The 19,068-nt window shown below is 66.0% G+C and carries 19 protein-coding genes; 4 read left to right on the forward strand and 15 right to left on the reverse strand.

The genetic code is table 11. From position 1 onward, the window contains the following. The 3 genes from IEY68_RS08520 to IEY68_RS08530 all read right to left on the reverse strand — a co-directional run bounded on the left by IEY68_RS08520 (window position 1) and on the right by IEY68_RS08530 (window position 1,616). Window positions 1-558 (reverse strand): hypothetical protein, encoded by a 558-nt coding sequence (locus IEY68_RS08520; RefSeq protein WP_062996774.1) that lies wholly within the window; start codon window positions 556-558, stop codon window positions 1-3. 515 nt (window positions 559-1,073) lie between these two features. Further along, entirely contained in the window at window positions 1,074-1,358 is a 285-nt protein-coding gene (locus IEY68_RS08525; RefSeq protein WP_062996377.1) for a hypothetical protein, read from the reverse strand. A 63-nt stretch (window positions 1,359-1,421) separates the two neighbouring features. Then, window positions 1,422-1,616 carry a hypothetical protein gene (locus IEY68_RS08530; RefSeq protein ID WP_189094136.1) on the reverse strand — a complete coding sequence of 65 codons (195 nt, stop codon included), beginning with the start codon at window positions 1,614-1,616 and terminating at the stop codon, window positions 1,422-1,424. 49 nt (window positions 1,617-1,665) lie between these two features. Between IEY68_RS08530 and IEY68_RS08535 the strand changes: the two genes are divergently transcribed. Continuing rightward, window positions 1,666-1,833 (forward strand): hypothetical protein, encoded by a 168-nt coding sequence (locus IEY68_RS08535; protein WP_189094137.1) that lies wholly within the window; start codon window positions 1,666-1,668, stop codon window positions 1,831-1,833. Between the two features lie 57 nt (window positions 1,834-1,890). On the opposite strand, the gene IEY68_RS08540 is transcribed toward IEY68_RS08535, so the two are convergent. From IEY68_RS08540 to IEY68_RS08595, 12 genes are all read right to left on the reverse strand, one after another. After that, window positions 1,891-3,600: a hypothetical protein gene (locus IEY68_RS08540; protein WP_229718670.1), complete on the reverse strand. Its 1,710-nt coding sequence runs from the start codon at window positions 3,598-3,600 to the stop codon at window positions 1,891-1,893. Between the two features lie 359 nt (window positions 3,601-3,959). Continuing rightward, window positions 3,960-4,874: a MetQ/NlpA family ABC transporter substrate-binding protein gene (locus IEY68_RS08545; protein WP_189094138.1), complete on the reverse strand. Its 915-nt coding sequence runs from the start codon at window positions 4,872-4,874 to the stop codon at window positions 3,960-3,962. Continuing rightward, the gene (locus IEY68_RS08550) at window positions 4,868-6,412 is read right to left on the reverse strand and encodes a copper resistance CopC/CopD family protein (protein ID WP_062996373.1); all 1,545 of its coding nucleotides are present in this window, start codon (window positions 6,410-6,412) and stop codon (window positions 4,868-4,870) included. The genes IEY68_RS08545 and IEY68_RS08550 overlap by 7 nt, the downstream gene beginning before the upstream one ends. A gap of 77 nt (window positions 6,413-6,489) precedes the next feature. Next, window positions 6,490-7,191: a YcnI family copper-binding membrane protein gene (locus IEY68_RS08555; protein ID WP_062996371.1), complete on the reverse strand. Its 702-nt coding sequence runs from the start codon at window positions 7,189-7,191 to the stop codon at window positions 6,490-6,492. Next, entirely contained in the window at window positions 7,184-8,086 is a 903-nt protein-coding gene (locus IEY68_RS08560; protein ID WP_189094139.1) for an ABC transporter permease, read from the reverse strand. Before IEY68_RS08560 ends, IEY68_RS08555 begins: the two co-directional genes overlap by 8 nt. Then, complete coding sequence (locus IEY68_RS08565) at window positions 8,076-8,942, reverse strand: ABC transporter ATP-binding protein (protein ID WP_062996369.1); 867 nt, start codon at window positions 8,940-8,942, stop codon at window positions 8,076-8,078. The genes IEY68_RS08560 and IEY68_RS08565 overlap by 11 nt, the downstream gene beginning before the upstream one ends. Next, window positions 8,939-10,006: an ABC transporter substrate-binding protein gene (locus IEY68_RS08570; RefSeq protein WP_062996367.1), complete on the reverse strand. Its 1,068-nt coding sequence runs from the start codon at window positions 10,004-10,006 to the stop codon at window positions 8,939-8,941. Before IEY68_RS08570 ends, IEY68_RS08565 begins: the two co-directional genes overlap by 4 nt. A gap of 333 nt (window positions 10,007-10,339) precedes the next feature. Next, window positions 10,340-11,458 (reverse strand): glycerate kinase, encoded by a 1,119-nt coding sequence (locus IEY68_RS08575; RefSeq protein ID WP_062996365.1) that lies wholly within the window; start codon window positions 11,456-11,458, stop codon window positions 10,340-10,342. A gap of 40 nt (window positions 11,459-11,498) precedes the next feature. Continuing rightward, window positions 11,499-12,302 carry an ABC transporter ATP-binding protein gene (locus IEY68_RS08580; RefSeq protein WP_062996768.1) on the reverse strand — a complete coding sequence of 268 codons (804 nt, stop codon included), beginning with the start codon at window positions 12,300-12,302 and terminating at the stop codon, window positions 11,499-11,501. A 17-nt stretch (window positions 12,303-12,319) separates the two neighbouring features. Further along, the gene (locus IEY68_RS08585) at window positions 12,320-13,360 is read right to left on the reverse strand and encodes an ABC transporter substrate-binding protein (protein WP_062996363.1); all 1,041 of its coding nucleotides are present in this window, start codon (window positions 13,358-13,360) and stop codon (window positions 12,320-12,322) included. Window positions 13,361-13,403: 43 nt separating this feature from the next. Beyond that, a complete protein-coding gene (locus IEY68_RS08590; protein ID WP_229718671.1) occupies window positions 13,404-14,180 on the reverse strand; it encodes an ABC transporter permease in 777 nt (258 codons plus the stop codon). A 228-nt stretch (window positions 14,181-14,408) separates the two neighbouring features. After that, the gene (locus tag IEY68_RS08595; protein ID WP_062996359.1) at window positions 14,409-15,443 is read right to left on the reverse strand and encodes a LacI family DNA-binding transcriptional regulator; all 1,035 of its coding nucleotides are present in this window, start codon (window positions 15,441-15,443) and stop codon (window positions 14,409-14,411) included. Window positions 15,444-15,619: 176 nt separating this feature from the next. Here IEY68_RS08595 and IEY68_RS08600 point away from each other — a divergent pair, with 176 nt between their 5' ends. Genes IEY68_RS08600 through IEY68_RS08610 form a run of 3 tightly spaced genes read left to right on the forward strand, consistent with a single transcriptional unit; the run spans window position 15,620 to window position 18,839 of the window. Continuing rightward, window positions 15,620-16,783, forward strand: a complete 1,164-nt coding sequence (locus IEY68_RS08600) for a Gfo/Idh/MocA family protein (protein ID WP_062996357.1) — start codon at window positions 15,620-15,622, stop codon at window positions 16,781-16,783. Next, on the forward strand, window positions 16,780-17,970 hold the full coding sequence (locus IEY68_RS08605; protein WP_062996355.1) for a dihydrodipicolinate synthase family protein: 1,191 nt from the start codon (window positions 16,780-16,782) through the stop codon (window positions 17,968-17,970). The genes IEY68_RS08600 and IEY68_RS08605 overlap by 4 nt, the downstream gene beginning before the upstream one ends. Then, window positions 17,967-18,839, forward strand: coding sequence for a sugar phosphate isomerase/epimerase family protein (locus IEY68_RS08610; RefSeq protein ID WP_062996354.1), 873 nt, complete (start codon window positions 17,967-17,969; stop codon window positions 18,837-18,839). Before IEY68_RS08605 ends, IEY68_RS08610 begins: the two co-directional genes overlap by 4 nt. Window positions 18,840-19,068 lie beyond the last annotated feature (229 nt).

Here is a 19,068-nt window from a genome sequence, read left to right on the forward strand (position 1 = left end):
CTACTTCGCGAGTGCCTTACCACCGGTGGGCGCGACAGCGAACCAGGTGCCGCCGACACCCTGACCCCGCAGATCTCCCGGCTGCTGGTCCTTCGAGAAGTAGTACACCGGCCATCCGCCGACGGTGATCTGGCACGAACCGTTCGCCCGCTCGATGAATCCGACCCGCCCCGGGTCGATACCCACGATATAGAGCCCTCGCCCCCGGCTCACCAGCAGTGGCGGCCACGTAACGGCACAGTCGCCGTTGCAGTTCGACTGCGACGGTATGGCGGTGTCCTTGTCGAACCGGTAGAGCGAGCGACCGTCACCGTCGGTCACCCGCAGCCCGACCGCCGGGTCGGTGACCGCAGTGAGCTCGACAGCATTGGTGCCGTGCGGCGCCTGCCCGGCGTAGATCTTCAGCCATCCTTGCGTTTTCACGGGCACCTGTGCCGAGGTGGCCGGAGCAGGCGGCGCCGGATCTGCCGTCGCCGCCGGGAGCACGGACAGCCCGACAACAGCGGCAGCGGTGATCGCGACGGCGGTCGCATTGATCATGGTTGTGAATCTCGACATGGAATCCTCCGAATGGCGATCGTTGCTCAGTGCCCACAATTCTTCGGCCTCGGACCCGAACGGTCTGTTCGCGCACCGACATCCACTGTGTGTCCGAGCCGACACAAGGACCCGCCGAAACCTGTGGATCATCGGCAACACCGCCGGGTCCAGGCCGCTGTCCTCGCCCGTGGCCAGCGATCTGCGGAGAGCTCGGACGCGGCGGACGAGTTCGGCCGCGGTGCGACGGGGATCGCTGTGTTCCACCGCGGCGATACGCGCCGCCGCGGCCTCGGCACCCACTCGGTCAGCGACCTCCGCCACAGACCCTTCGATTCCCGCCATGCTACGCACGGGGTCAGCGCTACCGGAATCTCCAGCCGGACAGCGGTATCGGTAGGGCGGGGCCTGATGCCCCGACGTACGGGTCGCGGATTCCGAGCTGCATGGAGAACGAGGGCAGCAGTGGCCGGTGCGCGAACGGTGACGCTGAACCCGGGCCCTCGCGGACGCTGAACCCGGGCCCTCGCGATGGATCAGCCTGCCCAGCTCGTCGCCGCGTAGACCAGCAGCGTCATCATCAGCGCGACGGCTCCCAGCACGCCGCCGATCAGCGCATCGGCCCGATTGGTCGCGATGCCGCGGTCGACCCGATCCCAGCCGATGAAACCCGCTGCCATCGCGGCCAGCCCGGCCGGTGCGGTAAGAATCTCGCTCGCGAAAGGGATGAAGGCGAACGCGAACGCGAAGATACCGAGCAGCAGGGCCGTCAAACCAGCGCCGTTACGGGCAGGCGGGGTATTGTCCGGGGCCGGTGCCATATCGACGAGCCTAGACCGAATCCGTTCATCTATCCTGCGCACACTTCGACATGGCATCGGCGGTTAGGGCACGTAGGAGACGTAGGCGTGGTGCTGGTCGAGGAGTTGTTCCCAGACCTGCTGGATCGTGACGTTCGGTATCGCGGTGAGTGCGGCGTCGATGTTGGGCACCGGTTCGGCACGCATCCCGGGCAGCGGACAGTCACCACTACTGCCCGGAGGCAATGACAGGACGGCCGCGGGCTCCAGGACGGCCAAGGGGTATAGCGGATCTGTTCACCGGGTTTGGGGGACGGCAGCAGGCGCGGTGGTAGGACAGCAGGAACTCGACGATCCCGGCGCAAAGCCCCGGGTCGGTGCGGGTTTCGTCCAGCAGGAGAACGACTCGTTGGAGGCGAGGGCGTCGGCTCGTACCTCGGGCGCCGGTTCGTCGTCCGCGTTGCGGGCGAGCCAGCGAGGCATGTCGAGCCACTGAGCCGCGGCCGACCGGTCCCGGCTGTCCTGGTCGGCCGACATCATTTTGAGGAGCAGGTCACCCTTCGAGGGTCTGCCCCGGACGCAGCGTCGGTCCGCAGCCCTCCGTCACCTGCTCGTCCACGAGAGGTGGGATGGCAGTACCCGCGTAGTCGCGAAGTTCTCGGAGTTGGTCCCCGTCGCGCACAACATCTTTGCGGACCCAGTCCTCATCCGGCACAGCGGGATCCTGGGATCGCTGCAACACGTAGTAGTCGCGTGTGATGCGGGCATCGAAGGTGATGTTGTTCTCCATCCAGGGCCCGTGCGAGTGCACAAAGGTGGGCTCGAGCTCCTCGAACACATAGTCTCCGAAGGTGGTGCGGTCCGTGCCGGCGATGATGTCCGCCATCCGGGCATGAGTGAGCCCGGCCATGTCGATCACCTGCAACCGCGAGGTCAGCGAACTTCCACCCATATCGGGTGTGAGCAATGTGCCGTGTTGTATACCGAGGATGTCCGCGTAGCCGTTGAACAAGCGCCCGAACCGCAGCGCGATCCAGCACACGGGCACATCCTCATCGGCGCGGTAGGTCCCGGATGCTTCAGCGAACGCACTGCCGGACGGGATCAAGGCACCGATCAGTGCCACCGCGACCAGAACCCGGCCGTGTTTGCGCAGCCTCGCCAGCAACTGCCCGGTGGAAAGCACGAGAACGACCGCACCCAGAGTCCACACCGGGGTGGCGAACCGGAACTGCGCCATCCAGTCCGGCTCCAGGACGCAATAGGCGATCACCGCTGATACCAGCGGCACCAACAGCGCGACAGCGCCGTCACGCCACCTACTCGGCGGCCACAGCGCAAGCCCGACCACCGCGACGGCCGCGATCACCGCGGGTACGCCCGCGTACTGCACCAATTCCCCCGCCCTGGCCAAGTCGTACACGGTCGGCGGCGCCTGATGTTTGGCGACTGCGGTGTTCGGAACGACCCTGCCGAACTCGATGATCCGCCACAGCAGATAGGTCCCGAAGGGAATCGCGAACGCGAGTCCCGCATACACCCCACATCGGAGAGCAGCGGGCAACGTCGCGCGCCGCACCAGGATCACCGAAACCACGGGGTACGCGGCCAGGTAGATCAGACCGTCGGGGCGGGTCAACGCGGCAAACGCCGCCAGCGCACCGGCTGTCACCGCCACCGCCGGCGTCCACAACCGCTCATCCAGCACCGCCAGAAACAAATGGACAGCCAGAACGCATACCGCCGACGCGAACAACGCGTTCTCCAGGCCGGAAAAGCACCAGATCACGAAAGACGGGATCGCGGCCAAAGTAGCGCCTGTCGCGAAGGTCGCCAGTGCGGGCCACCGTGATACCCGTCGGGCGGCGGCGTAGCACGTGGCGAGGATCCCCATGCAGCAGATCAGCGCGACCGCCTTCGGATAGAGGACATAGTCGGGAATGCCGAAGAGGGCACCCCGGTCGAAAAGGCCACACCATTCGCCCACCATCAGCACGAAAAGCCAGGTCGGGTTCGAGAACCCTTCAACCGGCGCGGCGCCGGGCTGCAGTACCGGGCCCAGCCCCTCGGCGGCACTGCGCGCGTACGCGAAGGTGATACCCGCGTCATCGACTATCCAATTGCCGTACTCGGCCGCACGCCAGCCCAGCAGCACAGCACCGCCCAGCACCGCCGCCAGCGGCGCCGGCCACGATCTGCGACGACGCTGCGGCGCCCCCTCCGACACCTCGACCAGAACCGGCTGCTTCGCCGTCAACACCACAAAACCCTCCACCCGATCGTGCTCGCGCGGCCATCCGAAACCGGCGCACTGCACGATCGGTCACCCTGCCGATTCCGGCGGCAGAAGGCAAGCGGGCAGCAATTCCCTCGTACCCTTCGCACCGGACCTCGTCCCCGATCCCTTGGTCGAGAAGAGGCTCCCGAGGCACCTCCCGCTACCTCCTGACCGAAGAAAACACCCTCGGCGAAACATCGTCGACGCGAGCGACCGGAGCATCTCACCGCCCCGGCGCGGGGTGGGGACGCCGCGCCTGTTCCACTTCTTCGGCCGGCAGAGCTATCCGGTGACTGTGCCGCGGCCGGAGCCGGGCGAGGACAACGACTTCGAGCACGGGTTCGTCAAGGCCGAGGGGGCGGCGTCCGGTGAGCAGGTTCACCGGGTTCGGTGTCGGGTGATGTGGGCACCGGGGGATCGATCCGGCGCGGATTGGCCGCGATTACCGAGCCTGCGAACTCGGCATCGATGTAGTCGGCGACCTCCGGGCTCTCGAGTTGCCGCGCGAGCGTCACCAGCCGCGGATCGGCCGCATTCCCGGCTCTGCCGACCAGCACGTTGGTGTAGGGGTTGCGGGGCGCGGGTTCGCGCAGCAGTGGTGTTGCCGGGGCGAACCCGTTCTCCTGCGCGGTTACCGGGTTCATGATGACGGCATCCACGGCACCGATTACTTCCGGGAATTGTTCCGGATCGGCTTGTGTGATGGTCAGATGCCGTTGTGAATCCATCACATTCGCATCCGTGACAGTAAGGTCCGCGAGCGAGGTACCGCCGAATTCCTTGTTCAAGGTCAGCAGTCGGGCATGCTGGAGGAGATAGAGGCTGCGTGCCAGCGGCGCCTGTCCCGAGGGGACCAGAACGGAACCGAAGTGCGGGATCTGATCGAGGGAAGTGTACGTCCGCGAGTACAGCCCGTAGGGCACCACGTGCACACGCGCGAGTATCGCGAGGTCGGTGATCCCGTCCTGTGCCGTCCGGCCCTCGAATGCCGGAATATGCTGGAAATACGCGGCATCGGCCGTGCCGTGCGCGACCCGCCGGTTCGCATCCGCTCCCGCGCTCTCGATACGTATGCTCAGACGGCTCCCGGTTCGCTCGGCCGCGTACTCCAGGATCTGCCGGTGCGGCCCATCACCCACCAGGACAGTGAGGACACCGTCTCCCACGTGTCCGGATGTGTCCACCCGCACCTCCGGAGCGCAGGCCGGTACGCCCAGAAACGCGAATACGACCAAGAGCCAGCATGCTCGTCTCACCACACCACGTACCTCACTGCCGTGACCACGGGACTCGTTCCGTCGTCGACGACGATCGACAGTGTCCATTCGGCCGGGACCGGGATGATCACATTCGCACTGGTCCAAACGCCGTCGTGCTCCGCGAGATCGACCGGCAGACGGGCGATTCCGGCCGCCTCGGACGACAGCGTTGCGCTGAGGGCGTCGAGGCGCTCGCGTGCGGCGTCATCGGGCTCCAGGCTGATGACGACCGGTCCTCGACGGGTGGTGTCCAGACGCACATCCAGGCCGCCCTGTTCGAGCTGCGCGGTCACCGCCAGAGCGGGGCCGTAGTCGTCGCGTGCCGGTACCGACGATGCCAGGACAGTGGTCAGCACGAGCACCGCCACTGCGGCCGCCAATTCGACTCGGACGGCCCATCGTCCACCCGCCCGGCCCCGCAACCACCGCGCGGCCCAGAACGCCGCCGCCACGAGGGCGGTGACACCGGCGACCTTGGCGAGAAGGACAAGCCCATACCTGGTGTGCCACAGCGAATCCAGCGGATATATTCGGCGCACCGCCTGGTAGACACCCGTGGTGAGCACCACTGCGAGGCACGCGACCGCCACCGTGGCCCAACGCTCCCGCAGTACCGGCCGCCGTCCGCCGAGCAGCAGGGCCACGACTCCGCCCACCCAGATCGCCATCGCCAGTACATGTGCGGTGGTGGAGACGATCGCGAATGCCGCGTCCGACCCCGCTGCGGCGTGTCCACCGGCGGCGAAGGTGTAGCCGATGACAGTACCTGCCAGGAGAGGTACCGCCGTGGGGCGCCACGGCGCGGACCGCCACAACACCCAGATGCCGAGCAACACAGCCGTGACGAGCCGGACCAGCAGCCGCACACCGAGGGGCGAGGACAGGGTGTCCCCGATCCCGGCGAGGCGCGGCAATGCCGACCAATCGTCCACACCCTGCGAATACGGACCCTGCGCAGCCAAATTCACCAATGCGCCGACGACGATGAGCGCAGACCCGAGCACGGCCGTCGCGGTGAACCGCCGGACGGTGCCGGCACTGTCACGGATATTCTCGCGGCCGGTGCACGTCAACGCGATCAGCAGACCGAACGACAGTACCGCGCCCAGGTAGCCCAGTACCCGCGCCGCCTGGATCACCGTCGTCCAGCGACCGCCCGCCTGTCCGTATTCGACCGTGTCGACAGCGAGGCCTCCGGGATCCGCATCGCCGACCACGAACCGGATGGAGTACGCCACCACATGGGTGTCCGCCGAAACAGCCCGTACGGTCGCCAGATAGGTTCCGTCGCGCAGTGTACCGCGCACGGGAACCCGTAGTTGGGTGCGATCGCCGGACGTCTCCGGACTCCCTAGCGGCACCTGGTTGTTCGCCGCGTCGATCAGATGGACGCTACCCGCCACGAACCGCACCGGCTGGTCCAGCGTGAAGGCGATCGAATCCGGCGGCGTGTCGAGTATCGCTGCCTGCGCCGGAACCGTGGCCACCAGGTTGGCGTGGGCCGCGGCCGATGCCGCGCCCAGCAACTGTAGGGCCACGACAGCCAGGAGACACGCGAGGCCGGCGCAGGCTCTCCGGCGCCGGGGGTGGTTCGGAATCGTCACCGTAGTTCGAGTCAGTGCGAACGCAGGCGCCGGTGCACCACCCCGGCATACGCCAGCGCGGCGACGGCGACCAGCAGCGACACCACCGAAATTCCCGTGGCCACCCCCGTACCGTCGTCACTTTCGGCGTGCGCCGCGTGCTCGGCTTCCGCTACCGCGCCACCGTGCTCGTCCGCACCGTCGGCAGCGCCGAGTCGTACCACCGGTGCCGGATGGGCGAGCTCGGCGTGCTCGTCCAGGGCCCGCTCGTTCCACTCGACGATCGCACCGTCGGAATAGTGCTGTGCCACCGGGATCGATACCGACTCCGCCTCCGGCCAAGGCCCGGCGGAGATCGTGAACGCTCCGAACTCGTCCGGCGCCAGCGCGTATGACGGATCATCGGCCTTCCACACGACCCGTTTCACGGTGCCGCCGTCGCCTCGTTCGATCTGCGCCGTCCAGCCCGCGACAGGTTGGGTGCGCAGCGAGGTGAACTCCGTCGCGCCGGTGAACGTGAAGTCCAGACGGGTGGTGGACGCGCTCTGGGATTCGGTCGGGACCTGGAATGTCGCTGTGCCCCAGCCGCCTCGGGTGGGCACGCTGCCCTGGTCCGCCCGGATATGGGCCGATGCCTTTTGTGCCGGCACCAGCAGAGTGAGGATCAGCAACACAGCGGCCCCGGTCCACCGCAGCGCACGTGCGCGGGCGGCGGGTGCGTGGATCTCAGCCATTGGTGATGCCTTCCTGCCAGCCGGTGAGCCGCCGTTCCACCAGCACCAACAGGTAGTTCATGATGAGGCCCAGGAGTCCGAGCAGCACAATGCCGGCGTACATCTCCGGGATCCGGAACGTCTGCTGCATGGTGAGGGTGAAGATGCCGAGTCCGGCCGGAGCGCCCACCATCTCCGCCGCCACCAGCACGGTGATCGCGTAGGCGCCACCCAGCCGGATTCCGGGGAATATGCGTGGGATCGATGCCGGTAGGACAACCTTTGTGAAGATGAACCACTGGTCGGCACCCATACTCTTCGCCGCGTCGATCTGCAGCTTCTCCACATCCTTCACCGCGGAGATGGTGGTGAGCAGGATGGGCCAGACCACCGCCCAGGTCACGATCGCGTATTTCGAGGGTTCGCCCAGGCCGAAGAACAGCAGGAAAACAGGAAACAGCGCCAGCGCCGACAGTTGCCGGAAGAACTGCAGTACCGAGTCGATGACGCGCTCGAACGGTTTGAACCAGCCGATCGCCACACCGAGCGGCACGCCGACGACGATTCCGAGACCGAATCCGACCAGCGAACGACGAATGCTGGGCCAGACGTGCTTCTGGATGTTGCCGTCGGGAAGGAGTCCCTCTACCAATGCCCGCACGACCTCGTGCGGCGGCGGCAGGTAGTGCTCGCGGACGAGACCGGCCCAGATCAGGACATACCAGATCAGAATGAACCCCGCCCACCCGAGGGCGGAATTGACGACGAGCCCCGGGGTCCAGCGGAACCGGGACCGCGCTCGGGGCACACGTGCGGATTCAGTCGAGGTATCCACCCTCTCCTGACGTTTCACATCGCTGTCGGCCGGCTCGTCCACGATGTGCGGGGTGGCCGAGGTACGTGCATCAGGCGACATCACGCACCTCGTCGCGCAGGATCTCGGCCACGGTTCGGCGGATACCGACGAACTCCGGTGAGTTGCGGATCTCCTCCGTGCGCGGGCGGGGCAGATCGATATCGACGAGCGCCTTCACCCGGCCCGGCCGCGCGGTCATGATCGCCACCCGGTCGGCGAGGAAGACCGCCTCGTCGATCGAATGGGTGACGAACAGGACCGTCTTGCGCTGGGCACCTTCATCGTGGCTCAGGCCCCAGATCCGCAGCAGCTCCAGTTGGAGTAGTTCGCGGGTGTTGGCGTCGAGTGCGGCGAACGGTTCGTCCATCACCAGCACACTCGGGTCGTAGGCCAGTGCGCGGACGATCGCGACCCGCTGGCGCATACCGCCGGAGAGTTGGTGCGGGTAGCTGTGCAGGAACTCGCCCAGCCCGACCTTCTCCAGCAGTTCCGTGGCGATACGCCGGCGTTCGGACTTCGATACGCCGCGAATCTCCAGGCCGGCCTCGACATTGGTCAGGACCGAACGCCAGGGATAGAGAGCATAGCCCTGGAACACTACGCCGATATCTCTGTTCACCCCCGTCAGCGGCTCACCACCGACGAGTACCTCGCCGTCCGAAAGAGTCTCCAGACCAGCGAGGATGTTGAGGAAGGTCGACTTTCCACAACCGCTCGGCCCGAGGAGTGCGAGGAACTCGCCTTCCGGGACGGCCAGCTCGAAATCGCGCAGTACCGTGAGTTCGTTGGTCGCGACCCGGCCGACCTTGCGGGCCGGGAAGGTCTTGCCCACCCGACGGGCCACGATCTTGTCGGCCGGGGCGTGATCGGTACGTGCGTCCGCGTCGTCGGTGATCCGAGTCTCGGACAACGTCATTTCTCGCCCACGGTCAGATCGACCTGGTTCTCCGCCTGGGTTTCCAGCAACGCGTCGCTCTCGGCATAGGGGTTGTACTGGTTCGTCGCGACGTCGTCGGCGGTCAGCGAATCCTCCGGTACCTGACCGAACTTCTCGAGTGTGTCGATCCAGTACTGGATCTGTTTGCGGTCGATGATCGCGTTGTTGACGTAGGCGTATCGGGTGATGTCCTGCACGTTCTGCCCGATACGGTCGGCGATGTACTGCCGGGCCTGGTCCGGATTCCGGTTCACCCAGCTCTGGGTCTTACCGAGGATTCCGACCAATTCCTCCGTCTGCGCCGGGAATCGCCGGATGAACTTTCCGTTGCCGGTGTACGGCTGGCTGCCGCTCGCGCCGCCGTCGAGATCGAAATCGCTGAAGAGACTGACCAGATCGGGATTGTTGAGGGCGTGCCCCGAGAACGGGGCATGGATGATGGAGAGATCGGCGGCGCCGGTCTCCACCGCCTGTTCCGACTGGGCGTCCGGGGTCGGCACCCAGTTGACCTTGTCGACGTCTACGCCCTTGCTGGTCAGATACTGTTTGGTGACATACTCCGCGCAGGCACCGAACCCGTTCATCGCGATCGTTTTTCCCTCGAGTTCATCGAGGGAGGTCGCGGTGATCCCGGAGTCCTTGCGCACGAAGTAATTCATATGCGGCGCGTCCGGCAGGGTCTGGTTGGATGCCGCGACGATCTTCAAGTCGGCACCCCCGTTGATCGCCGATATGGTGAGCGAGGCCATCCGGGTGGCGAAGTCGAGGTCACCGGTGTCGGTGAGCGGAATGAGCTGATTGCCGTCCACGGGACCCACATACTTCGGCTTGATGCCCGCGTCGTCGAAGTATCCGAGCTTGTCGGCAAGATAGACGAGATCGAAGCTCGGGTTGTCGGCGTACTTGAAATAGACGGGATTCTTCGGGTCGGAGACGTCACCGGGCGGGCCGGCTATATCCGCTGAACTGCCACACGCAGCGGTTCCGAGCATGAGGGCCGCGCCGGCCAGAGCTGTCAGCCCCCGTGCCAATGTCTTTTTCATCGTCGTTCCTAGCTAGACGCGCTCACGCGCAGTGACAGATCACACCTCACCGCAGTCAATCAGCCGGAGCCGCAACGGTCACCGCTTCGGTTCACGGTGATCGCAACGGGCATTTCGGTTATGCCCACCACAACGGCCAGGTGTCCTGGAGCGGGGGGTGGGATCCATGTCCGGCCTCGCCGACCTGCTCTCGACGAACCCCGAGGTGGGTCACCACGCGTGGGGAAATAGATCCGTTTCGTCGATGTCAGCGTCGAGCGAGGAGACGGCTGTCGCCACGCCAGGTACGAATGGGTCAGAGATTCGCCAGATTCGCGCGACAGATGGGCGTGTTCATGGCGCCGCGGCCATGGTGCGGCCGATCTGCCGGCCGATCCGGGTCAGCAACTGCCGGGTCAGTTCAGGGTCGCCGGCGGTATCCCTGTCGGTGTAGTCGCCGAGAGAATAGATATCCGTGAATCCCGCCGGGCCCCATTGTTCTCGGGACAGCGTGCTCCGGCCGGCGACGGCGATGACCGGAACAGGGTGGGAGCGGCGGGCCAGAACCGTGGGCAGTTTGCCGTTCGCTGTCTGCTCATCGATACTCCCCTCCCCGGTGACCACCAGGTCGGCACCGGGCAGGTGCCGATCGAACTCGAGCAGGTCGAGAAAGTACTCCGCACCTGACACGAACTTGCCGCCGAGCAGTAACGCGGCGAACCCGATTCCGCCCGCGCTGCCCGCTCCGGCTGTGGCCGCGACAGCCATCGCGTCCGGGTAGCCGCTGCGGGCGAACGCCCGGACGAGGTTGTTCAGGCCGGCGTCGAGAAACCGCACCTCGGCCGCGGTGGCCCCCTTCTGCGGCCCGTACACCGCCGCGGCACCGTCGGGTCCGAGCAAGGGATTGGTGACATCGCCGGCGACCACGATCTCGACCCCGGTCGGCCTCGCCGCCCGCGACGAGTCCACGGTGTGGACTCGCCCCGAATTCCGTCCGCACGCTCGCAGTGGTCTTCCCCTCGCATCGGCGAAGGTGAAGCCGAGCGCTGCGAGCAGTCCCATCCCGCCGTCGGTGCTGGCACTGCCACCGAGGGCAAGAACCAATCGCCGCGGCCGGTATCGCAACGCTTGCGACATCGCTTGTCCCATACCGAGACTGCTCGCATCCAGCGGCAGCATGCGGCCGGCCGGAAGGGTGGTGAGGCCGCAGGTATTGGCGACCTCGACCACGGCGGCACCGTCACCGACGGCGATCAGTCCGCATCTCGGCGCTCCCGCCGCCCCGGCCACCGTCACCGGATGCGGCGCGAAACCGGCCGCTACCGCGGCGTCGACACTCCCGTCACCGCCGTCGGCCAGCGGTATTCTGTCACTGTCGACCCCCGCCGCCGCCAAGCCCTCCGCCAGCCGGTCGGCCACCTCGGACGCGGCGAGGCTTCCTTTGAACTTGTCCGGGGCGACCAGAACCCTCACGCGGTTGATTTCCTGTCAGCGAGTCGGCGGGGATCGAGTATCAGTCCGCTTGCGCCACCGAGCCGAGCAGGTCGCGGATCCGGTTGGCGACTGTGATGAATTCCGGTGTCTCCATCGTCGTGGCGTAATTCCGGTGCGCGGGCAGGTCGACGTCGAGCAATTCGATAATCCTGCCCGGCCTCGGGCTCATCACGACCACCCGGTTGGCGAGGTATACGGCCTCGGCCACCGAATGGGTGACCAGCAGTACCGTTGTGCCCGTTTCCCGCCAGATCCGATGCAGCTCGACGTTCATCCGTTCCCTGGTGAGCGCGTCGAGTGCGCCGAACGGCTCGTCCATCAGCAGCACTTCCGGTTCGTGCAGCAGCGCCCGGCACAGCGAAACCCGTTGCTGCATACCGCCGGAGAGTTCGTGCGGCAGGGCGTTCTCGAATCCGCTGAGTCCGGTCATCTCGATGAGACGCGCGCATTCGGCCGCAGCCGCCCGTTTGTTCATACCGCGCATCTCGGCTTGGAGCAGGATGTTCTTGCGTACGGTCCGCCATTCCAGCAGTGCGGCACGCTGGAATACGTAGCCGATATTGCGCCGTGGCCCACGCACGGGGGCGCCGCCGAGTTCGACGCTGCCCCCGCTCGGATCGGTGAGACCGGCGACGACCTTCAGTAGCGTCGATTTGCCGCAACCCGACGGGCCGACGATCGACACGAATTCGCCTCGACGGACCTGCAAGTCGACATTGTGCAGTGCGGTGACCTCGCCGCGCTTCGATGAGAACCGCACGGTCAGGTCGTCTACCGCGACCGCGGTATCGGTGCGGACGATGGTGTCGGTGGATGTGCTCATATCGTCACCTGCTCCGGTCACGGCTTGCTGGTGGGGGTGAAGTTCGAGTCCCAGTACTTGGCCGGGTCCTCGGCCTTGTCGAGGAGCTTCGCACTGCTGAGGACATCGACGGTGGCGCGCCAATCGGCTTCCGAATTGGTTCCCGGCGCCTTACCCGCGGTCTCCGGTGTGCTGAGTAGCGGGATGGTCTGCTGCCACTGCTGCAGCAGTACCTGCTGCGGCGGCAGTTGCGGATCCTTACCTTCCATCGCGGCGACCGCCGCCTCCGGCTTCGCGACCGCGGCGGCGAAGGCCTCGCTCGTCGCATCCACCATGGCCTGTACCAGCTCGGGCGAGGATTGGATGGTGGCCTGATTCGCGATCAGTCCGTTACTGAAGAAGCTCAAGCCCTGATCCGAATACCGCAGGTAGCGGACCTCTTTGCCGCTTTTGTTCGCGATGGTGGGGCCCTGGTCGTGTGCGAATCCGATAAGCCCGTCGACGCGACCGGACAGCATCGCCGACATTTTGCCCGCCGAGTCGAGGCTCTGCTGGGTGACCTGATCCGCGGGAACGCCCGCCTTGTCGAGATAGACCGGGAAAGTCGTGGTCGGAGCGTCACCCGCGGAGACCGCAATGGTCTTACCCGCCAGATCGGCCGGTGTCCGGATATTCGAATCGGCGAATACCTGCACGGCGGATGGCGTGGTCTGGAGGAAGACGCCGACGCTCTTGATCTTGACGCCCTTATCGATATTGCTGAGGACGGCCGGAGCATCGGCCCAGCCGAAATCGGTCTGCTGCGAACCGGTGGCCTGCGCGGTTTTTGTCGAGCCCTGTCCGGCCGAGATCTTCAGATCGATGCCGTGCTTGGCGAATATTCCCTCTTGCACCCCGTAATAGAACGGGGCGTGCTCGCCGTACGGGTACCAGTTGAGCATCAGCGACACCGCGGTGGTCTTCCCGTCGGTGCCGGGATCCTTCGCGTCGCTGCCACCGCCCCCGCAACCGGTCAATACCAGGGCCGACGCCAAGGCGGCGGCGCCGATCGTCGTGAGTGTGCGAATTCCGAATTTCATGCGAGTTCTCCAGCTGTGGCGCGAATGCGATTGTTCGACATGCTCATGCCGCGCCGACGACCGAGGCCGTGGATCGACGGGAGGCGTGCCATGGAATGAGGAACTGCTCGGCGATTTCGATGATCGCGAACAGGATGATGCCCAGCATGGACATGATGATCAGGGCGGCGAACAGCATCGCGGTGTCGATATTTCCGTTGGCTTGCAGAATCACGTAGCCGAGCCCCTCGTTCGCGCCGACGAATTCGCCGACGACGGCGCCGGTGACCGCGAGGGTGGCGGCGATCTTGAGGCCGGACATCAGCTGTGGCAATGAGGCCGGAAAACGCACCTTCACGAACGTTTTCCAATTGCTAGCGCCCATGGTGGAGGTGAGCTCGAGGATCTCGGGATCCACCGAGCGCAGCCCGGCCATACCGGCGATGACGATCGGGAAGAACGCCATCAGTACGGCGACGAGGATCTTGGGGCTGGTGCCGAACCCCAGCCACACGATGAACAGCGGTGCGATGGCGATCTTGGGGATGACCTGCGCGAAGAGGATGAGCGGGTACATCGTCCGCTCGATACCGCGTGAGTAGATCATCACCAGTGCGACGGCTTCGCCGATCAGCGCGGCGATCACGAAGCCGACCACTGTTTCGTAGGTCGTCACCCAAGTGTTCTGGAGCAGATACGTCGAGTTGTCGGCGGCGGTGCGCCAGGTATCCGCCGGCGACGGCAGAATGTAGGGCTCGACGAGCTCGAACTCGGTGACGGCCCACCATGCGGCGACGAGCACCGCCACCAGGGCGAGCGGCCGCCACATGGTCGACCACATATTCGAGAGAGATGGAAGCTTCCGGGGCCGAGTGCGAACGGGTTGCGTCGCTTTCGGTGCGGAGGAACTGACCTCGACGGACGTGACTACCGCCATCTGGAGTCCTAAAGCTAGTAGTGGAGCGGGGTTCGCACTGCACCCGCTGGGAATGCGCTTTCCGAAGCTGGGATCGAGGCTAGTGTGACCGGACCCACAGTGTCAAGGGTTTCGGATTGTCGCAGGTCAGCCCTATCGCAGAACGCTGCTCTCGCGCAGAATCACCCGTCCGGGCACGAATTCGTGGATCCGCGAGGCCGTGGCGGAGTCGTCGAGCGCGAGCGCAACGGCGCGCTCGCCGATATCGACCAGCGACAGCGCTACGGTCGAAAGACCGGGCACATGGTCACGCAGCGTCGGAATATCGTCGAACCCGGCGACGCAGACATCGCCGGGGACCGCGAGGCCGAGCTCACGCCACGCCGCGATCGCTCCGATGGCCATCACGTCGCTCACGGCGAAAACGCAGGGCGTGACATCGCCGGCCTCTCCGGAATGCAGATCCAGCGCGGCGGAAAGGCGACGAGCGGCACTGAAACCACCGTCACGAGAGAAGTCCCCCGCGATCTCCACCAGCGGTGTCACGCCCTGCGTCGCGAGAGCTTCGACAAAGCCGTTGCGCCGGTCGACAGCGGTCCTGATATTGCCCGGTCCGCCGATGACGGCGAAGTCCCGGTGCCCCTGCCCGAGCAGCGCGGACGCCAATTCCGCTGATGCCGAATAGTTTTCGGGCTCCACGGCGGCACCGAAGGACAGCGGCTGCCCTATCACGACCACCTTGCCGCCGTTGTCCAGATACAGCGCGCATTCCTTCTCGAGATCGCGGTCGAGATCCCCGCTCTGGCGCGAACCCGCCAGGATGATCGCATCGGCGCGGTGCGAGATGAAGGTACTCACGGATTCGCGTTCGATATCGAAATCGCGTCGCGTACTCGCCAGCAGGACGAGCTTGCCCGCCCTGCGCGCCGCCGCCTGGACACCCTGCACGATCGAGGAGAAGTAGGGATCGGCGATATCGTGCACGACGAGTCCGATGAGCCCGGTCGACGACCGCGCGAGTGCCTGGGCCTGGGCATTTGCCACATATCCCAATTCAGCGGCCGCGGCACGAACCCGGTCGGCGACGCCTTCGCCGGGAACCCGTGACGAGCCGTTGAGCACGCGGGACGCGGTCGCCAGGGAGACGCCCGCCCGGGTCGCGACGTCTTGCAATCTCACAGCCGCCATGGCTTCGTGCCTCGTTCTCTCGGTAGGCGTGGGGGTTGACCGGACTTCGCGACTAGCATAGCTTGGAAAGCGCATTCCGACGCTGACTTGTCCACTCGCCGTGTGCGGGTCCCTCCGCACCGTCCACGACCCGTTCTGCGGTCGTCGGCCACGCAAATCAGAAGAGGCACATACCAATGCCCGATTCCACTCCTCCGCGCACGCTCCGCATCGCCATGAACGGCGTCACCGGTCGCATGGGCTACCGCCAGCATCTGATGCGATCGATCCTGCCGATCCGCGACGCCGGTGGGGTGCTGCTCCCGGACGGCACCCGCGTTCCGGTCGAGCCGATCCTGGTCGGCCGCAATGGCGCCAAACTCGCCGAACTCGCCGAACAACACGGCATCGCCGAGTGGAGCACCGACGCCGCCGCCGTCCTCGCCGATCCGTCCATCGATATCTACTTCGACGCGCAGGTCACCTCACGTCGCGCCGAGGCGCTCGCGGCGGCGATGAAGGCGGGTAAACATATCTTCACCGAGAAGCCGACCGCCGAAACGCTGGCCGAGGCCGTCGAGCTCGCCAGGGTAGCCGCGAACGCCGGCGTCACCGCGGGAGTCGTGCACGACAAGCTCTACCTGCCCGGCCTGGTGAAGTTGCGCAGGCTCGTCGACGAAGGCTTCTTCGGCCGGATCCTCTCGCTGCGCGGCGAATTCGGCTATTGGGTCTTCGAGGGCGACGGCCAACCCGCCCAGCGCCCCAGCTGGAACTACCGGGCCGAAGACGGCGGCGGCATCGTCGTCGACATGTTCTGTCACTGGAATTACGTGCTCGAGGGCCTGCTCGGCAAGGTCGAGGCGGTAACCGCGAAGGCGACCACCCACATCCCCACACGATGGGACGAACAGGGCAAGCCGTATCCGGCCACCGCCGACGATGCCGCGTATGGGATCTTCGAGATGGAGGGCGGCGTTATCGCACAGATCAACTCGTCGTGGGCCGTGCGCGTGTACCGCGATGAGCTCGTCGAGTTCCAGATCGACGGAACGCACGGCTCTGCCGTCGCCGGCTTGCGCACATGCGTCGCGCAGCATCGCTCGCATACGCCCAAGCCGGTCTGGAATCCGGATCTCCCGGTCACCGAGCCGTTCCGTGATCAATGGTTGGAAGTGCCCGCGAACGCGGATCTGGACAACGGATTCAAGTTGCAGTGGGAGGAGTTCCTGACCGATGTGGTGAACGAACGGCCGCACCGCTACGGGCTGCTCTCCGCCGCACGCGGTGTTCAGCTGGCCGAACTGGGCCTGCGCAGCTCCGCCGAGGGCCGTCGGATCGAGATCCCGGAGGTCACGCTGTGACCGCGACGTCCACGGGTGTGTCGGTCGTCCTGCCCATCGACGGCCGGTCCGAGCGGTATGTTCTCGGTGCGCCGGGCGCGTGGAAGCGGCCGACCCGACCGATCACCTCGCGCGTGGCTTTCGCAGCCGCGCACGTGATTCCGCGTGCGACGGCGGACAACACACCGGGTGCGCCCGCAGCTGTCGACTGGGACGCGACCCTGGCCTACCGGCACGGATTGTGGTCCTACGGGCTCGGTGTCGCCGATGCCATGGACACCGCACAGCGCGGAATGGGCCTCGACTGGCAAGCGACAGTGGAATTGATCCAGCGATCCGGCGCCGAGGCGGCATCGGTCGGCGGCAGGCTCGCCTGCGGAGCCGGAACCGATCAGCTCGACCTCGCCGGACTCCCCTCCGGATCGGCCGGACTCGCCAGGATCGTCGATGCCTATCGCGAACAGATCGACGTGGTGTCCGACGCCGGAGCGCAGGTGATTCTGATGGCCTCCCGGGCACTCGTACAGGTCGCCCGTTCGGCCGCCGACTACCTGTACGTCTACGAGAAACTGCTGGCAAGCGTGGATCGACCGGTGATCCTGCACTGGCTCGGCACCATGTTCGATCCCGCGCTGCACGGATATTGGGGCAACGCTGATATCGATACCGCCACCGAGACCTTCCGCTCGCTCATCGAGAACAACAGATCGAAGATCGACGGAGTCAAGGTCTCACTGCTCGACGCAGCACACGAGGTCGCACTGCGACGCGCGCTGCCCGACGGGGTACGGCTGTATACGGGAGACGATTTCAACTATCCCGAGCTGATAATCGGTGACGAGCACGGGCATTCGGATGCACTGCTGGGTATATTCGCGGCGATCTACCCGGCCGCGTCCACCGCACTACAGGAACTCGACAGCGGAAATGTGGTGGGTGCGTCGGCGATCCTGAGCGCCACACAGGAACTCGGTCGTCATATCTTCGCCGCGCCGACGTATTACTACAAGACAGGTATCGCGTTCTTGTCGTGGCTCAACGATAAGCAACCGGGCTTCTCGATGGTGGCAGGGCTGTCCACGGGCCGATCGGTTCCTCATCTGGCCGAATTGTTCCGGCTCGCGGACAAGGCGGGACTGTTGTCGGACCCGGAACTGGCCGCGCACCGCATGCGGATCTACCTCGAACTGAACGGATCGGTCTCATGACATCGGCTGCGGCACAGCGAATACCATTCGACCTGGCCGATCCCTACCGGTCGCTGTCGCTGAACACGGCAACGACGAAGATGTGGACCCTCGCCGAGGCGGTGGACGGTGCTGCCCGTGCGGGGCTCGGCGCGATCGGCCTGTGGCGCGATCGGGTCGACGAGATCGGTGTCGCCACCGCGGCGAAGATCGTCGCCGATGCGGGGTTGCGTGTCTCCAGTCTGTGCCGCGGCGGCTTCCTGACCGAACCGGGCGACGGGCAGGCGGCACTCGACGACAACCGCCGTGCCATCGACGACGCGGCGACACTGGCCACGCCGGAACTCGTGATGGTGGTGGGCGGAATGCCGGACCAAGGCCTCGTCGCCGCGCGGGAGCGGGTGCACGAGCGGCTCGCACTGCTGGTCCCCTATGCGGCCGAGCGCGGTGTCCGCCTCGCCCTGGAGCCGCTGCACCCGATGTTCTGTGCCGACCGTGCGGTGATTTCCACACTGGCACAGGCCTTGTCGATGGCGCAGCCGTATCCGGCGGAGACCGTGGGTGTCGTGGTCGACACCTTCCATATCTGGTGGGATCCCGCCCTGGAGGAACAGATCGCACAGGCCGGTGCATCCGGACGGATCAGCTCGTATCAGGTGTGCGACTGGCTGAACCCGATGACCGCCGATCCGCTGCTGTCGCGGGGCATGATGGGCGACGGCGTCATCGACTTCGCGACTATCGGTCAGTGGGTTCGCGCCGCCGGTTACCGCGGCGACGTCGAGGTCGAGATTTTCAATGCCGCGATCTGGGCCGGCGACGGCCGGGAAGTAATCGAGACGATGAAGCAGCGCTACCGCGATCTGGTCCTTCCGTCCCTCGTGGACTGAACCCGGACACGGCAGCCCAGAATAAACGGTCCTGGACCGGGAATCGGCCGACCAGCTCCCATGATGGGCGAACTGCGCTTTCACCTGTGGTCGCCGTATCCTTCTCCCGCGGCACTATGGCCCGCGTCGTTGCCACACCAGCAGTGCGACGCGGGCCATAGTGGTCGGATGGGTGACAAGGCTACGATCGCCGCCGCGTTCGAACCGCTGCTGCGCGCCACCTTGGGCC

Source organism: Nocardia jinanensis (assembly GCF_014645735.1).
GTDB classification, from domain to species: domain Bacteria; phylum Actinomycetota; class Actinomycetes; order Mycobacteriales; family Mycobacteriaceae; genus Nocardia; species Nocardia jinanensis.